Source organism: Stenotrophomonas sp. CASM114 (assembly GCF_049384325.1).
GTDB classification, from domain to species: Bacteria; Pseudomonadota; Gammaproteobacteria; order Xanthomonadales; family Xanthomonadaceae; genus Stenotrophomonas; species Stenotrophomonas muris.
Window position 1 is genome coordinate 80,686 of record NZ_JBMRGJ010000015.1, and the last position, 15,569, is coordinate 96,254.

The window sequence follows — 15,569 nt, forward strand, 5'->3', positions numbered from 1 at the left end:
CTGAAAGCGCTTGGTAGCGGCGGGAACAAACGCCGCTATATTCCAGCTTCCCCAGACGAAGGAGGGAGTGCAATGAACCTGAACCCGCAACACATGAAGACGGCCCGCGCACTTGCTGTAGCGCTCATCGCCACCGTCAGCCTTGGCGCCTGCGCGTCATACAAGAACGAGTTTGCAACCATCAACTCGCGTCTCGATCAGCTCGACGTCAAGGTGCAGGGCGCTGCGCAGAGCGCGGAGTCCGCCAACCAGTCCGCACAGCAGGCCAATCAGCGCCTGGACCAGATCGAAGGTCGCGTGCAGCAGCTTGAAAGGGCACCTGCCGGCCGCAAGCCGCGCGGGTAATCGCTCCCTCACCTTTTGAATTGATCCACCTCTGTATCGGGTGCATCGGGACCCAGTGGCCTTCACCGGCCACTGGCATCCTTCCACCCACGATTGCATTGCAAGGAGCCGTCCCATTCGTACTTCCCCCTCCCCTGCACGCCGCGCCCTCCATGCCTCCCTGGCCATGGCACTGGCCGTTGCGTGCAGCGGCGTAGCCAACGCCAGGGACAAGGACGCACCTGCACCATCGGTCGCCGCCGTTGATGAACTTCCGCCCGACCAGAGCGTGTCCGAGACAGTGATCGAGCTGGCCGGCTGGGTGGTCGCCAGCAAGGACAACCAGGGCTATCCGTTTGCGGTCATGGACAAGGCGGCGGCGCAGGTTCTGGTCTTCGGCGGTGACGGCAAGCTGCGCGGCGCCGCACCGGCGCTGTTTGGGTCGGCGATCGGCGACCATTCCGCACCGGGCGTCGCCAAGCTCGCACTGAGCGCGATTCCCGGCCACGACCGCACCACGCCTGCCGGCCGCTTCATTGGCGGTTACGGCCCGTCCGACGATGCCGGACGCGTGCTGTGGGTGGACTACGATTCCGCCGTGTCGATGCACCCGCTACCGCCGGGCAGCCCGAAGGAAAAGCGCGCCGAGCGGTTGGCATCGCCCTCGCCGGACGACAACCGCGTCACCCACGGCTGCATCAATGTCTCGCCCGCGTTCTACGAGCAGATCGTGCAGTCCACGTTCGAGAAGGGCGGTGTGTTCTACATCCTGCCGGACAAGGATTCGATCGCGAAGACGTTCCCGGAGTTCGCGCAGAGCCGTGCCGTCACAGATGGCAACCAAAAGAAGACCGCACAGCACGCTGGCGAGTAGTGCGTTTGTGCGTCCGCCCTGGGCGTTGTGGGCACATGCCGCCCGCCGGGCGGCTGCGATGCACAGTCTGCTCATGGAGAGTCGCCTGCGTGTGAGGCGTGGTGCCCCCGAGGCCCGGCACGCTGGCATACTGCGCCCGTAGACGATCCTGCGAGGCAATGTCTGCCTCGTCCATGAGGCCGCCGGTGGACCCACTCTTCCAGTTTCTGCTGAGCACGATGGGAGGCGTATTCGTCTTCCTGTTCTTCGTGGCGCGCGACTACCTGCGTGGATTGGGGTGGCTGCTCGGTTCCTGGGATCCGAACATGGGGCACGCGACCGAAGATGCGCTCATTTCGAAGGCCAATCGCAGCGCCTTGCTGATTGCGGCGGTGCTTCTGGCGTGGGCCTTCATGGGCCCTTCTCCCTACCGCCGCAACTGGGAAATCGAAGTAATGGGCATCGGCACCGGCATGTTGCTGGCCTATGTGGTGATCATCCGCCTTGCAGCTTCAAGGGTGAAGAGGCTGCTTGGGTGAGCGTGCCTCACATCGGCACCAATGAGGATCAGGAAGCCGTAGCCTCTGCAGCCCGCGCCAATGCCGCGGCGTGCGCGTCGCCCTTCCGCTCGCTGTAACGGTCTACCAGGTAGTCCGACCGGCCCCGCGTCAGCAGCGTGAACTTCACCAGCTCTTCCATCACATCCACCACCCGATCGTAGTACGGCGAGGGCTTCATCCGGCCGTCGTCATCGAATTCCTGCCAGGCCTTGGCCACCGACGACTGGTTGGGGATGGTCAGCATGCGCATCCAACGACCAAGCACGCGCAACGCGTTGACCGTGTTGAACGACTGCGAGCCGCCGCTCACCTGCATCACCGCCAGCGTCCTGCCCTGCGTGGGCCGCACGCTGCCATCTTCCAGCGGCAACCAGTCGATCTGGTTCTTGAACACGCCGGTGACCGTGCCATGCCGCTCGGGGCTGACCCATACCTGGCCTTCCGACCACTGCGACCATTCGCGCAGTCGCTGCACTTCAGGGTGGTGCGGGTCCACGCTGTCCAGCATCGGCAGCGCATGCGGATCGAACACCCGGGTTTCGCACCCCAGGTGGCGCAGCAGTCGCTCGGCTTCCAGCGCCAGCTTGCGGCTGAACGACTGGGGCCGCAGCGAGCCGTAGAGCAGGAGGATGCGTGGCGGCCCCAGATCTGCCGCGACGAGCTGGTGATGATTGGGCTGGGGCAATGACGATTCCACCAGGTTGGGCAGGTCCAGGCTTGTGATTGGCTCATTCATTCGATTATTCTAGAAACATGGAAACATCGAATGCAATCTCCGCCCTGACCGCCCTCGGTCATGCCACCCGCCTGGCTGCCTTCCGCCTGCTGGTGGAGGCCGGCCCGGCAGGGCGCATGGCGGGCGACATCGCTACGGCCCTGCAGGTGCCGCCGGCCACGCTCAGCTTCCACCTGAAGGAGCTGGTGCAGGCCGGGCTGGTGGAGAGCGAGAACCAGGGCCGCCACGTCTGCTACCGCGCCAACTTCGATGCCATGAACGGCTTGATCGAGTACCTCACGCACAACTGTTGCGCGGGCTCACCCAGCAACCAGTGCGTCCCCGCCGAACCCGCCAGCAAGTGCTGATACCGCACACGACCCACCCCATCGAAGCGATTGCCACATGACCCGCAATGTCCTGTTCCTCTGCACCGGCAACAGCGCGCGCAGCGTGCTGGCTGAAGCCACCCTGCGCGCCTGGGACAGCGATCGCTTCAGGGCATTCAGTGCGGGCAGCCAGCCCACCGGCCAGGTCAATCCGTTCGCGCTGGCACAACTGCATGCCGAAGGAATGCCCGTTGAAGGGCTGCGCAGCAAATCATGGGACGAGTTCGTGGATGCAGCGCCCATGGACCTGGTCATCACCGTGTGTGATGCGGCCGCTGCCGAAGCTTGCCCAGTGGTGTTCGGTGACTTCATCCGCAGCCATTGGGGCCTGCCCGATCCGGCCGCCGTGGCAGGCAGCGATGCCGACAAGGCCGCAGCCTTCGCGCTGGCCCATGCCATCGTGAAAACCCGCCTGCGTGCGCTGCTCGCACTGCCCGAATCGGTGTGGTCCGAACGCGAAGCGCTGCAGCACGCGCTGGACCGGATCGGCCAGCTGTTGCCGGCCGACGGCGCGCAGTGACGGTGCCACTGCCATGGGTCTGTTCGAGCGACACCTGACGCTGTGGGTTGTGCTGTGCATTGCGATGGGCACGCTGCTGGGCCACGTCCTGCCCGGTGCCTTCGCGGTGCTGGCGTCCGCCGAAGTGGCCAAGGTCAATCTGCCGGTTGCGGTGCTGATCTGGCTGATGATCATCCCGATGCTGCTGAAGGTCGACTTCCGCGCGATGCGCCAGTTGCAGCAACACTGGAAGGGCATCGGGGTAACACTGTTCATCAACTGGGCCGTGAAGCCGTTCTCGATGGCGCTGCTGGGCTGGCTGTTCCTGCGCCATGCCTTCGCCGACTGGTTGCCCGCAGCACAGATCGACAGCTACATCGCCGGGCTGATCCTGCTGGCAGCCGCACCCTGCACCGCCATGGTGTTCGTGTGGAGCAACCTGTGCCGCGGTGATGCCAACTTCACCCTGAGCCAGGTGGCGTTGAACGACGCGATCATGGTGGTTGCCTACGCGCCGGTGGTTGCACTGCTGCTCGGCCTGTCAGCGATCACCGTACCGTGGGATACGCTGTTGCTGTCCGTTGGTCTCTACATCGTGGTGCCGGTGCTGGCTGCTGCACTGCTGCGGCACTGGATCCTTTTGCGCAGCGGCGAGGCGGGCCTGCAACTCACGCTTCGAAGGTTGGGGCCGCTGTCCCTGTCCGCGCTGCTGCTGACGCTGGTGGTGCTGTTCGGGTTCCAGGGCCAGCAGATCGTGAAGCAACCGCTGGTAATCGCGCTGATTGCCGTGCCGATCCTGATCCAGGTCTATTTCACCTCGGGCCTGGCCTACCTGCTCAACCGTCGGCTGGGCGTGGCACATTGCGTGGCCGGCCCGTCAGCGCTTATTGGTGCCAGCAACTTCTTCGAACTGGCGGTGGCGACTGCGGTGGGACTGTTCGGCGTGCATTCCGGGGCGGCGCTGGCGACGGTGGTGGGCGTGCTGATCGAGGTGCCGGTCATGCTGTCCGTGGTGCGGATCGTCAACCGTACTCAGGCCTGGTACGAAAGACCCCAAGAGCGCTGACAACCAGAGTGGGGCGAGTTCGATTTACGTTCTTCGCTCCGCACTGTCGTCATCGGCTTGGTGGGGTACCCATATCCCTGTCATCAAGTTCGAACCATGTCGCATATTCCCCACGCTGCCACGGACGTTGCGGCACCTGCGTCCGCGACGGCTTAACAGCATGCAAGAATGCTGAAAGCGTCTTCGATCAAACGCTGTTTGCAACTCGTCTGATTGGCGTTGCGCAGCGACAGCGGTACAGATGGCGGGCCACCGGAAAATCGGTGGCCGGGCCTCGAAAACCCGTTAGATCACGAACGTTGTTTGCGCTTGCCAGCCGGCGTCACCCCGCGTGGCGCCGGCTGGCATTCCGTCTGCCGGCTATGGCGGGCGGAGCGTGGAGGCCTTGCGCCTGCCGGTCTTGTTCGTGATCTCCCGGTTTTCGAGCCACGTCTCCGCCCGCCACCTTTGTGTGGCGGCTACCGTCTGTCCTGCACGGAGCACTGCCATGACCACACCGGACTTCCCTCGCCTGCATCCGCATCGCTCATCCGCCACTGGCGGTGGGCCGCCAGAGCACGCGGCTGCGACCGATCCGAACGCCTTCATCGCCACGCTTCGCCGCATCGGCAAAGGCGCGGCCGCCGACGGCCAGCCCTGGCCGGAGCGTCACCAGATGCCGGGCCGCTGCATGGCGCTGGCCGATGCGGACTGTGCGTTGGCAAGCCAGCGCGTGACGCTGGAACTGCTGCTGGCGGCCGAACGCGTACGCCAGAACGGCGCGGAGGCCGAGTACGTGGGCGACCGGGTGATGGAAGGGCTGATCATGGCGTGCCTGGCCATGAACGCACAGGCCAGCGCGCGTATGCGGCCGGAAGGGTGACGCGGGCGACAACGCCCGCGATTCCGCCGGGTATGATTCGGCGCTGCGGAGCGCGCCACATCACTCGCAGAGTGCGCTGTCTTCCTTCAACGCGGCATCCTGCAGTGGCTGGCGCTGTTCGATCTGCGCACGTTGTTCCGCCGTCGGCTCGCCCAGCCACCAGACACGGCAGCGCGCGGTAAGACGGCCGACCATCTTCGACTGGTCGGCCGAATACAGCATCGTCAATGCGGTGCCGGGGCAGTCGTGGGCCTGGCAGGCGGTATAGAACCACCACGGCTCGCCCTGCAGCACCAGCAGCTCACCAGGACCGCTGGGCCCGCTCAACAGGCGTTCGCGCAGCGATGGAATCTCCCTGTCGGCGGATTCGGCTGCGGCTGTGTCCTTCATCAGGGCGTTGAACGCGGCCAGCACCTTCGGGTCCTTGCGGCCGCAGTCGTCCACGGTATTGCCGCCCACCAGGGTGAAGAAATGCGTCGCCAGCGGGTTGTCCGCGCAGGTGAGTTCGCCGCCGGCACTCGGGTCTTCCGGTTCGCCTTCGTTGTCCCACACCGAGGGATCCACGCCATCTTCGATGGATGGCGCCTTCTCGCCCACCGTTGCCGTGGCCGCAGGTGCTTCTGTGGCCGGTGCTGGTGCGGCTGGTGCTGCATCGGGTGCCGGTGCCTGCCCGCAGGCGGCCAGCAATGCGACCGTCAGTGCTATCCCTGTGATTCGAATCTTCATTCCCCGTCCTTGTCTGATCTGCGCTGCATCCACCAAATCGGCGGCCGCGTGATTCTAACCAGCACCGTGCCAGGATGCGTTCGTAGCGTCCCGTCATCGCCTGGAGCCGGACGCATGCGCCGTACACGACTCGCCATGATCTTCTGCAGTGCCCTGCGGCTGGCATCGCCGGCAATTGCCCACGATGCAGAAGGCGCGAAGCCTGCACGGCCTCTCCCGGGCGCAGCCCTGCCCGCACCGCTGGAGCGCGTACTACGCGATTAGGAGCGGGCGTGGCGCTCGGCTGATGCCAAGGCATTGGCTGCGCTGTTTGCCGAGGATGGTCTTGTACTGCAGAGCGACCAGCCGCCGGTGCGCGGGCGTACTGCGATCGAGGCCGCGTATGCCGGCCAGGGCGGCAGTCCGTTGCGGCTGCGGGCGTTGGCTCACTCGGTGGAGGGCAACACGGGCTACATCATTGGTGCGTATCGCTACGGCAGCAACGAGGGGGACACCGGCAAGTTCACGCTGACCCTGAAGCGCGTGGGCGACGGGCCGTGGTTGATCTTCTCGGACATGGACAACACCAGCGCGCCGCCACGGGCGCGGTGATTGCCGCCGTCGGGCGCCAACCAAGGTTGGCAGCTACCAGAAGCGGGTTCGGCAGTAGATCCACGCCATGCGTGGATGGCTCGCGCACATAAAAAACCCCGGCACGTGGCCGGGGTTTTTCGATTCACTTGAACAGCGTGTCCGGGTATTCCGGTTTCTGTTCCCGCGCCAGCAGTGCGCGCAGGCCTTCTTCCGGGGTCTGCTCGCCGTGCAGCACGGCACGCACGCCGTCGGAGATCGGCAGGTCGATGCCATGGCGGCGTGCCTGTCGCATCACTTCGTCGGCGGTCTGCACCGACTCGACCACCTGGCCGATTTCGCGCACGGCATCCTGCAGCGTCTGGCCACGGCCCAGGGCCAGGCCCAGGCGACGGTTGCGCGACAGATCGCCGGTGCAGGTCAGCACCAGATCGCCCAGGCCGGCCAGGCCCATCAGCGTTTCCGGCTTGGCGCCGATCGCCGCAGCCAGGCGCAGCATTTCATTGAGACCGCGGGTGATCAGGCCGGCACGGGCGTTGAGGCCCAGCTGCATGCCATCGGCCACGCCGGTGGCCACCGCCAGCACGTTCTTCATCGCACCGCCCAGCTCGGCACCGACCATGTCGTCGCCGGTGTAGGCGCGGAACGCCGGGCCATGCATCGCCTCGGCCACCGTCTGCGCGAACTCGGGCACGTCGCCGTGCACGGTGATCGCGGTGGGCAGGCCCTGGGTTACTTCCTTGGCGAACGATGGCCCGGTGACGACGGCCAGCGGCACGTCCTCGCCCAGCACTTCGCGCGCCACTTCATGCAGGAAACGGCCCGAACCGGGTTCGAAGCCCTTGGTGGCCCAGGCCACGCCGGCACCGGCCGGCCGCAGCGGCGCCAACGCACGCACGGTCTCACCGAACGCGTGCGACGGCGTCACCACCAGGATCCAGGCCGCGCCCTGCACCGCCGACGCCAGGTCGGTGGTAGCCCGCAGGCTGTCCGGCAGCGGGATGCCCGGCAGGTAACGCGGGTTCTCGTGGCGCTGGTCGATGGCGTCGACCACGGCAGCATCGCGCCCCCACAGCACGGTCGGGTGACCGTGCCGTGCGAGCAGGCTGGCCAGCGCGGTTCCCCAGGAGCCGGCGCCCAGCACGGCGATCTTGTCAGCGGGAGTGCTCATCCGTGACGTCGCGGCAGGAATCAGGCGTTGCCGGCCGGCTCGGAGTCAGCCAGCGACGGTGCGTCGCCCTGCTCCTGGCGCTGGCGCAGGGTTTCTGCGTACAGGCCTTCGAAGTTGATCGGCTGCAGGAAGAACGGCGGGAAGCCGCCGGCCTGGATCAGGTCGCTGATCAGCTGGCGCACGTACGGGAACAGGATGTTCGGGCACTGGGTGCCGAGCAGCACGTCGATCGACTGCGGGTCCAGGCCGACCAGGCCGAACACGCCGGCCTGCTTCACTTCGGCCACGTAGGCGGTGCGCTCACCGGCCTGGCAGGTCAGGGTCACGGCCAGCACGACTTCGAAGGCGTTCTCACCCAGGCGCTGCACCTGCTGGTTCAGGTTCAGCTGCAGCTCCGGCTGCACCTGGTCATTGAAGATGGTCGGCGCGTTCGGCGACTCGAAGGAGACGTCCTTGACGTAGATCTTCTCGACGGTGAAAGCGGGGCCGGTAGCGGCATCGACCGGCGCAGCGGCGCCGTTGGTGATCTCTTCGGACATTTCCAGTAACTCCAGGTGAATGCAATGAAAACGATGGTCGAACTACTGCGATGGGGGCGGGACCAGGCCCAGACAAGGCCGGATCCGCCACCTGCGACAATCAGTTGCGGCCCTTGACCAGCGGCAGTTCGGCCTGCTGCCAGGCGGGAATGCCGCCATCGAGCACGTAGACCTTTTCGAAGCCGGCCTTCTTCAGCGCCTTGGCGGCGGTTTCCGAGGCGTTGCCGCTGCGGCACACCAGCACCACCGGCGACTGCTTGGCATTGGCCACCAGCTTGTTTTCCGGGCCGAAGGCACTGGCCTGGGCATTGCGGCTGCCGGCAATGTGGCCCTTTTCGAAGTCACCGCTGGCCGACAGGTCGACCACCACCGTGCCGCCCGCGTTGATCAGCTGGGTCAGTTCGGCGGGCTTGATGCCCTTGAAGCCCCGGAACAGGCGGCGGATCTCGGTGACGATGATGGCCACGGTCAGGCCGACCAGGGCCGCGGACAGCATCGGGTTTCGGCCTGCAAAGGCCAGCAACTCTTCGTAATTCACTCAGGTCACGGGTCGATTAAGCGGGCGCCGATTGTCGCACAAGCCGGACGCGGCCCGTCACTGCCCCTTCCACAGGTCCGGCAGGCCGGCGGTCTGCCACCAGCGCTTGGCCTCCGGGTCCCAGCGCCAGCGCTCGACCACGACCACCGTGCGCTCGGCCTGGGTGTTCTGGTTGATCACCCCGATTTCAACCCGGCGCTCGACCAGTCCCCCGTCCAGTGAGGCACTGCTGCGCTCGCGATAGGACGACACGCGCAGCTGCGCGTAACGGTTGAGCTCGAACTCGGTGGGCGGCTTTTCCTTGCGCAGCTTGGGGTCGAGATAGCCGATGGCATCGTCCATGCTGCCCCAGCGGATGGTCGCGCCGTAGGCGATCTGGGTCTCTTCCAGCAACTTGCGCTGCTTGCGGCTGAGGTCGTCGGCCGAGGCCACGGTGCTGACCAGCAGCAGGGAACAGATCAGGAACTGGATGAGGCGGCGCATCGGTGGTTTCCCCAGGACGTCAGCCTGCCATCCTACCCTTTGGCGAAGGCAACAAAGCGACCGCTGAACTCGGCGGCGGGCTTGCCATCGGCACCGGGCTGGGTGGCGATGATGCTGATGCGGGCCTTGCGGCGCTGCCGGAAGGTATTCAGGAAGGCGTCCCAGCCGGTGGCCTCGGCCGCTTCGGCGTGGGCGTGCAGGTCTTCGTAGACCGGGGCCAGGTAGCGCAGGTTGCTGTCGGCCACGTAGACCTCGGCATCGTGGCCGGCCAGGCGCAGGCGCAGGCTGACCAAGGCCCAGCCGGACAGGGTCAGCACCGAGGCCAGGCTGCCGCCGAAGGCATTGCCTTTGTCGTTGACGTTGGCAGCGAGCGGCGCGGTGATGCGCAGCACGCCATCGGCATAGCCATCCAGGCGGATCTGCATGGCGCGCACTGCCGGCATGCAGTCCAGCACGTCCTGCAGGGCGGCCAACGAGGAAGTCAGGGCATCAACGGACATCGGAGCAGCGACCACGACAACGAAGGGCCCGCATAATGCAGGCAATGGTCGACCATACGATACCCACTGGCGCCACCCGTTCCGGCGCGCGCTGGACCCTGATCTCGCTGCGCCCGCGGGGCCAGAACGTGGCGCTGCGCCGCGCCGTTGCCGGGCTGGGCGGGAATGTCCTGGCCCTGGCGCCCTGGCGCCTGCAGCGCCTGCAGGGCACGGCTGTGGTGCGCCAGCTGCAACGCGCGCTGAACTGCGACCGGGTGGTGTTCACCAGCCCGGCCGCCGTGACCGCGGCCGCCACCCTGCTGCCGCTGGCCGAGGCGCAGCGCAGCCCGTGGCTGACCGTCGGCGAAGGCACCGCGCGCGCATTGCGGGCACACGGCATCACCGAGGTGCATGCGCCGCAGCGGATGGACAGTGAAGGCCTGCTGGCGCTGCCGGTGCTGGCTGACGTACAGGGCCTGCGCATCGGCCTGGTGACCGCGCCCGGCGGGCGTGGCCTGATTGCCGCGCGGCTGCAGGCGGCCGGCGCCACAATCGAACGTGCCGACATCTACCAGCGTCGCCTGCTGCACCTGCCGCCCCGTGCGCTGGCCCGATTGGCGCATTCAGCGCAGCCGTGGATGCTGGCGGTGAGCAGTGGCGAAGCGCTGCAGCATTTCTGGCAGCAGCTTCCGCCGCCCTTGCAGCAGCGCCTGCAGGCGCACGCGACTGCTGTGGTGGCCAGTGATCGCCTCGGCGAACAGGCCCGGGCACTGGGCCTGCAGCATGTCGTGCGCGCGGCAGGCCCCACCACCGCGCAGCTGGTGGCGGCCGCACACGCCACGCTCACCGTCCCGGCAGCGACCTGAACAGGGACGTGGGTCACGCTTGCCGCTGTCGTCGGCAACAGTGATGCTGTGCACAACGCGGCCTGCCGGCCCCCGACCGGCGACGTTGCCGACAAGGAAGCCCGATGAACGACACTCCGCCCGTTTCCCCGCCCCGTCGACCCGTGCGCTGGCTGCTGCCGCTGGCCGGTGTGGTCGTGCTCGGCGTGGGCGGCTATGCCGGCTGGTACGTCTGGCAACAGCAACAGAACGAACAGGCAGCGCAGGCACAGACCACGGCTGTCCAGCTGAAGGGCCTGGAGGCCACGCTGGATGCGCTGCGTCGTGACCAGCGCGCGACCAGCCAGCGCCTGCAGGACGCGGCCGCCACCAACCGCGTGCTGCGCGACGAGATGCTGGGCCTTTCCCAGCGCAGCGCATTGCTGGAAGAGAACCTGGCCAAGCTGGCCGACAGCGCCAACCAGGGCCGCCAGGCGGTACAGCGCGATGAGGCCGAACTGCTGCTGACCCAGGCCGCGCAGCGCCTGAACTACGCCGACGATGTGGAAGGCGCACGCCGGTTGTACGCCCAGGCCGCGACGGCACTGGCCGAACTGCCCGACAGTGATGGCCTGAACCTGCGCCAGGCGCTGGTGCAGGAGCGCGAGGCACTGGATGCGCTCGGCAGCGGTCCACGCGTGCAATCGCTGCAGCGCCTGGATGCTGTGGGCAGGGCACTGCAGGGCCTGCCTTCGCAGATCACCGGCACGACCGGCAGCAGCACCGCCAAACCCTGGTGGCAGGCAGCTCTGGCGCCGTTCGTGGACATCACCCCGAGCCGCCAGAACGGCCCGCTGACCGCCGCCGAACAGCGCAATGCCGACGACGCGCTGCAGCTGGAACTGACATTGGCACGTGCGGCAATCGAGCGCGGCGACCGCGCGGGGCGCAATACCGCATTGGACCGCGTGGAGCACTGGGCACAGCGGCGCTGGCCGGATTCACCAGCCCTGCGCGCGCAACGTGCTGAACTGAAGGCCTTGCGCGAACTGCCGCTGCAGGCCAACGACGCTGTCCTTGGCAGCACCCTGCAACAACTGCGCACCCAGACCGACCGGAGGTAAGCCCGCATGAAACCCCTGCAATCCCTGGTCGTGCTGTTGCTGGCCGTGGCCATCGGCGTGGTCGCTGCGCAATGGCTCGGCGCCGATGACCTGAACCGCTTCGGCGAAGTGACCCTGCGCTACGGCGGCTACGACTACCACAGCAACCTGCCGAAGGTGGCGCTGCTGGCAGTGATCGCGGTGCTGGTGCTATGGCTGCTGTGGAGCCTGATCGCCGCACCGTTCCGCGCCTGGGGCCGCTACCGCCGCAAACAGGGCCGGGTGCGCCTGATCGACGGCCTGCAGGCCTATGAGCACGGCCAGTGGCAGCGTGCCGAGAAACTGCTGGACGGTGCCGCCAAGGACCCGGAGGTGAGCGCGGTGGCGCTGGCCAACGCCGTGCGCAGCGCGCAGGCACGTGCCGACGGCCCGGCTGGCGAGGCGCTGCTGCAGCGCCTGGGCGAAAGTGATGCCACCCTGCAGGCGCTGCTGCGCGCCGAACAGCTGCTGGCGCGCGATCTGCCGGTGGATGCGATCAACGCATTGGACGTAGCGGCGATCCAGCCGCTGCCGCCACGTGGCCTGTGGCTGCGCACCGAGGCACTGGCACAGGCCGGCCGCGCCCACGAGGCGTATGGCCAGCTGGGTGCACTGCGCCAGAGCAAGGTGCTGCCGGCCGAGGCCAGCAGTGAACTGGAAGCACGCCTGGCTGCACAGGCGCTGCTGGAAGCGGCCGACGTCAACGCACTGGCCGCGCAGTGGGAAGCCACGCCGAAGGCACTGCGACCGACTCCGGACGTGGTTGGCGCCTATGCCAGCCGCGCGGTGGCGCTGGACTGGGACGAGCCGGCGCTGCTGGCGCTGGAACAGGCGCTGGACCAGCGCTGGGATGACGAACTGGTGGCGCTGTATGGCCGTCTGCCGGCCGAGCGCCTGGCTACCCGCCAGGCCAACCTCGCACGTTGGCGCAACGTGCATGACGGCTCGGCCGCGTTGCGCCTGGCGCAGGGCCGCGTGGCCCTGGCCCAGCAGCAGTGGGAGGCCGCCGATGCGTTCCTGCACGAGGCCATCGCCGCGGGCGCCGGTGCGCAGGCGTGGGAAGCACTGGGTGAACTGTTCGCCCAGCGTGGCGAACACGCGCTGGCCGCGCAGTGCCTGGCCAATGCGCTGCGCCTGCAGCGCGGCGAGGACAGCGTGGCGCTGGTGCGCGGCGGCGAGACGCCACTGCGTGCCACGGTGGAAGAACAGCCGCTCGCGGTGCAGCCGCCGGTGTATGACGCCAACGAAGAGCGCGACGAATTCGGTAATCCGCGGTTGCCGTGACCGCTGCTGAAGTGTGCCGACCAACGGTCGGCACCCACAGGAGCAAAAAACGCCGCCCAATGGGCGGCGTTTTCATCTGCGGGACCCGGTAGTCGCCAACCCTGGTTGGCGCGTGGCCTCTTCCAAGCGATGCCGTTTCACGGCCGACCAAGGTCGGCATCTACCACAGCAGATCCAGCACGCATTTCTGGTAGTCGCCAACCTTGGTTGGCGCGCGGTCGCAGCGATCAGCGTTCGACGATCGCCACCACGCCCATGCCGCCGGCGGTGCAGATCGACACCAGCGCGCGACCACCGCCGCGTTCGGCCAGCTGCTTGGCGGCGGTGGCGATGACGCGGGCGCCGGTGGCGGCGAACGGATGACCGGTGGCCAGCGACGAACCCAGCAGGTTGATCTTGTCCGGGTCGATGCGGCCCAGCGGTGCGTCCAGCCCCAGGCGGTTGCGGCAGTAATCCTCGCTCTCCCACGCACGCAGGGTGCACAGCACCTGCGCGGCGAAGGCTTCGTGGATCTCGTAGATGTCGAAGTCCTGCAGGGTCAGGCCATTGCGCTTGAGCATCTCCGGCACTGCGATGGTCGGCGCCATCAGCAGGCCTTCGCCATGCACGAAGTCCACCGCAGAGACATGCGCGTCGCGCAGGTAGGCCTGCGGCTCATGGCCGTGCGCGCGCGCCCACTCTTCGCTGGCCAGCAGTACCGCAGCGGCACCGTCGGTCAGCGGGGTGGAATTGGCGGCGGTCAGCGTGCCGCGGCCGGAAACCTTGTCGAACGCCGGCTTCAGCGTGGCCAGCTTTTCCAGCGACGTATCCGGGCGCAGGATGTTGTCACGCTCGACGCCACGGAACGGTGCGATCAGGTCGTTGAAGAAGCCACGCTCATAGGCGGCGGCCAGCTTCTTGTGCGACGACACCGCCCACTCATCCTGCGAGTCGCGCGAGATGTTCCATTCCTTGGCCATGTCCTCGCAGTGGTCGCCCATGCTCTTGCCGGTGCGCGGCTCGGCCACGCCCGGGAACTCGGGCTTGAGCTCGGAGAACTTGAAGCCGGCGGTGAGGGCGCGGATCTTGTCGCCGGTGCTCTTGGCGCGGTTGGCCGCCAGCAGGCGTGCACGCAGCTTCTTGCCGTAGACGATCGGCACGTCGGAGGTGGTGTCCGAACCGCCACCGATGCCCGATTCGATCTGGCCCAGCGCGATCTTGTTGGCCACGGTGATGATGCTGTCCAGCGAAGTGCCGCAGGCGCGCTGCAGGGTGATGCCCGGGGTCAGCGGCGACAGGCCGGAGGACAGCGTGGCCTCACGGCCCAGGTTCCAGTCGCTGGAGTGCTTGATCACCGCACCCATCGCCACTTCGCCCAGCTGCTGGCCGTGCAGGCCGAAACGTTCGACCAGCGCGCCCAGCGTACGGACCGACATGCCGAGGTTGCCGACATCCGAATACGCGGTGTTCTGGCGGCAGAACGGAATGCGGACGCCACCGAGGATGGCGACGGGACGAGCGTTGGGCATGGAGATACCTGGCATGGATGAGGGTGTCTGCAACATGGCCTGCACGGCGGAGCAGGCATAATGGAGCCAAGTGTAGCTGCCGCCCTGTGATGGGCCAACCGTGGAACCATGAGCAAACCCGACCCCGCGATGAATGCCCTTGGCGTGCTGGCCCTGGAACTGGCCGGCGGTGAAATCCCCCGCCAGGCGGTGCTCAGCGCTGAACAGGCCGGTGAACTGGCCGAACGCGTCGGCCGTGACCTTTCCAAGCTGGTGCCGCAGGTGGCCGAGCTGGACCTGGTGTTCGCGGCCGCCCATTTCGACCCGGCCGAAGTACTGCGCCCGGGCTGGCCGATCCATCGCCGCCTGGAAGAACTGCAGATGCGTGCCCCGGGCCGCAACCAGGGCCCGCGCCTGCTGGCCTTCGGCACCGATGCCGCAGGCGATGTGCCGCTGCCGTTCCAGGCCGATGCGACCCTGGTGGGGGGCGGCCTGCGCGTGGTGCCGTTCCTGCTGACCGGCAGCGACGTGGCCACCACCAACGCGGTGGCCAATGCGCTGGAAGATACACTGCTGGCCAACGGCATGGCGCATGCCGACACCGCGTTGATGGCACAGAACAGCTTCGGTGCCCGCATCGAACACGCGCGCTATTTCACCGTGAACGACCTGGCCGCGATGATGTCGATGCAGTACGACAACCAGGGCCTGGCGGCGCTGTGGCCGCTGATCGAGACCGCGATCATGGCGCCGGGCGAAGACGAGTGGCTCAATGCCGCGCCCGAGCCACTGCTGCGCTATACCCATGGCGAGGCACGCATGGCGCTGTTCGATCCGGCGGGTTGGTGCGCGTACTACAACCACAGCAAGAACGATTGCGACCGCCTGCAGGGCATCTACGAGCAGTTCCTGATGCGCCAGCGGCAGATGGCCGCGGTGCTGGAAGCGCACGGCGTGCCGGTGCTGTTCGTGCACTGCGAGGCCGGCCAGGACGCGCGCGAGCTGCTGGCGCGCTGAAGACGGGTAGTGCCGGCCGCTGGCCGGCACTACCCGTCTTC

General features: G+C 67.3%; 19 protein-coding genes and 1 pseudogene. 12 read left to right on the plus strand and 8 right to left on the minus strand.

Going from position 1 to position 15,569, the window contains the following annotated elements:
- Positions 1–72 precede the first annotated feature (72 nt).
- The 3 genes from VG566_RS14615 (at position 73) to VG566_RS14625 (ending at position 1,716) form a co-directional block, all read left to right on the plus strand.
- Positions 73–345, plus strand: a complete 273-nt coding sequence (locus VG566_RS14615; RefSeq protein WP_010487149.1) for a hypothetical protein — start codon at positions 73–75, stop codon at positions 343–345.
- Positions 346–511: 166 nt separating this feature from the next.
- Positions 512–1,198 carry a L,D-transpeptidase gene (locus VG566_RS14620; RefSeq protein WP_014645514.1) on the plus strand — a complete coding sequence of 229 codons (687 nt, stop codon included), beginning with the start codon at positions 512–514 and terminating at the stop codon, positions 1,196–1,198.
- A gap of 185 nt (positions 1,199–1,383) precedes the next feature.
- The gene (locus VG566_RS14625; RefSeq protein ID WP_227864434.1) at positions 1,384–1,716 is read left to right on the plus strand and encodes a hypothetical protein; all 333 of its coding nucleotides are present in this window, start codon (positions 1,384–1,386) and stop codon (positions 1,714–1,716) included.
- A 28-nt stretch (positions 1,717–1,744) separates the two neighbouring features.
- Here the strand turns inward: VG566_RS14625 and arsH are convergent, their stop codons facing one another.
- Positions 1,745–2,473 (minus strand): arsenical resistance protein ArsH, encoded by a 729-nt coding sequence (gene arsH / locus VG566_RS14630; protein ID WP_241884608.1) that lies wholly within the window; start codon positions 2,471–2,473, stop codon positions 1,745–1,747.
- A 17-nt stretch (positions 2,474–2,490) separates the two neighbouring features.
- Here arsH and VG566_RS14635 point away from each other — a divergent pair, with 17 nt between their 5' ends.
- From VG566_RS14635 to VG566_RS14650, 4 genes are all read left to right on the plus strand, one after another.
- On the plus strand, positions 2,491–2,820 hold the full coding sequence (locus VG566_RS14635) for an ArsR/SmtB family transcription factor (RefSeq protein WP_241884609.1): 330 nt from the start codon (positions 2,491–2,493) through the stop codon (positions 2,818–2,820).
- 37 nt (positions 2,821–2,857) lie between these two features.
- Complete coding sequence (locus VG566_RS14640) at positions 2,858–3,361, plus strand: arsenate reductase ArsC (RefSeq protein WP_241884610.1); 504 nt, start codon at positions 2,858–2,860, stop codon at positions 3,359–3,361.
- Positions 3,362–3,374: 13 nt separating this feature from the next.
- The gene (arsB, locus tag VG566_RS14645) at positions 3,375–4,406 is read left to right on the plus strand and encodes an ACR3 family arsenite efflux transporter (RefSeq protein WP_046427852.1); all 1,032 of its coding nucleotides are present in this window, start codon (positions 3,375–3,377) and stop codon (positions 4,404–4,406) included.
- Between the two features lie 487 nt (positions 4,407–4,893).
- Positions 4,894–5,268 (plus strand): hypothetical protein, encoded by a 375-nt coding sequence (locus tag VG566_RS14650; protein ID WP_075076523.1) that lies wholly within the window; start codon positions 4,894–4,896, stop codon positions 5,266–5,268.
- 60 nt (positions 5,269–5,328) lie between these two features.
- Here VG566_RS14650 and VG566_RS14655 read toward each other — a convergent pair whose 3' ends face one another.
- Positions 5,329–5,994 carry an Ivy family c-type lysozyme inhibitor gene (locus VG566_RS14655; protein ID WP_164109103.1) on the minus strand — a complete coding sequence of 222 codons (666 nt, stop codon included), beginning with the start codon at positions 5,992–5,994 and terminating at the stop codon, positions 5,329–5,331.
- A gap of 135 nt (positions 5,995–6,129) precedes the next feature.
- Between VG566_RS14655 and VG566_RS14660 the strand changes: the two are divergent.
- A pseudogene (locus tag VG566_RS14660) lies at positions 6,130–6,585 on the plus strand (YybH family protein).
- 124 nt (positions 6,586–6,709) lie between these two features.
- Here VG566_RS14660 and VG566_RS14665 read toward each other — a convergent pair.
- From VG566_RS14665 to VG566_RS14685, 5 genes are all read right to left on the minus strand, one after another.
- A complete protein-coding gene (locus VG566_RS14665; RefSeq protein ID WP_049416568.1) occupies positions 6,710–7,735 on the minus strand; it encodes an NAD(P)H-dependent glycerol-3-phosphate dehydrogenase in 1,026 nt (341 codons plus the stop codon).
- Between the two features lie 20 nt (positions 7,736–7,755).
- Complete coding sequence (gene secB / locus VG566_RS14670; RefSeq protein ID WP_005407596.1) at positions 7,756–8,274, minus strand: protein-export chaperone SecB; 519 nt, start codon at positions 8,272–8,274, stop codon at positions 7,756–7,758.
- A gap of 100 nt (positions 8,275–8,374) precedes the next feature.
- Entirely contained in the window at positions 8,375–8,812 is a 438-nt protein-coding gene (locus VG566_RS14675) for a rhodanese-like domain-containing protein (protein ID WP_049416566.1), read from the minus strand.
- A gap of 57 nt (positions 8,813–8,869) precedes the next feature.
- On the minus strand, positions 8,870–9,295 hold the full coding sequence (locus VG566_RS14680) for a hypothetical protein (RefSeq protein ID WP_049416565.1): 426 nt from the start codon (positions 9,293–9,295) through the stop codon (positions 8,870–8,872).
- 32 nt (positions 9,296–9,327) lie between these two features.
- Positions 9,328–9,795 carry a YiiD C-terminal domain-containing protein gene (locus VG566_RS14685; RefSeq protein ID WP_049416564.1) on the minus strand — a complete coding sequence of 156 codons (468 nt, stop codon included), beginning with the start codon at positions 9,793–9,795 and terminating at the stop codon, positions 9,328–9,330.
- A 35-nt stretch (positions 9,796–9,830) separates the two neighbouring features.
- Here VG566_RS14685 and VG566_RS14690 point away from each other — a divergent pair, with 35 nt between their 5' ends.
- From VG566_RS14690 to VG566_RS14700, 3 genes are all read left to right on the plus strand, one after another.
- Complete coding sequence (locus tag VG566_RS14690) at positions 9,831–10,640, plus strand: uroporphyrinogen-III synthase (protein ID WP_241884611.1); 810 nt, start codon at positions 9,831–9,833, stop codon at positions 10,638–10,640.
- Positions 10,641–10,744: 104 nt separating this feature from the next.
- The gene (locus VG566_RS14695) at positions 10,745–11,722 is read left to right on the plus strand and encodes a uroporphyrinogen-III C-methyltransferase (RefSeq protein ID WP_032959352.1); all 978 of its coding nucleotides are present in this window, start codon (positions 10,745–10,747) and stop codon (positions 11,720–11,722) included.
- Between the two features lie 6 nt (positions 11,723–11,728).
- Positions 11,729–13,024 carry a heme biosynthesis HemY N-terminal domain-containing protein gene (locus VG566_RS14700; protein ID WP_164109097.1) on the plus strand — a complete coding sequence of 432 codons (1,296 nt, stop codon included), beginning with the start codon at positions 11,729–11,731 and terminating at the stop codon, positions 13,022–13,024.
- A gap of 227 nt (positions 13,025–13,251) precedes the next feature.
- Here the strand turns inward: VG566_RS14700 and VG566_RS14705 are convergent, their stop codons facing one another.
- Positions 13,252–14,547, minus strand: a complete 1,296-nt coding sequence (locus VG566_RS14705) for an acetyl-CoA C-acetyltransferase (protein ID WP_087786464.1) — start codon at positions 14,545–14,547, stop codon at positions 13,252–13,254.
- Positions 14,548–14,640: 93 nt separating this feature from the next.
- Here VG566_RS14705 and VG566_RS14710 point away from each other — a divergent pair, with 93 nt between their 5' ends.
- Positions 14,641–15,528, plus strand: a complete 888-nt coding sequence (locus VG566_RS14710) for a hypothetical protein (RefSeq protein WP_241884612.1) — start codon at positions 14,641–14,643, stop codon at positions 15,526–15,528.
- Positions 15,529–15,569 lie beyond the last annotated feature (41 nt).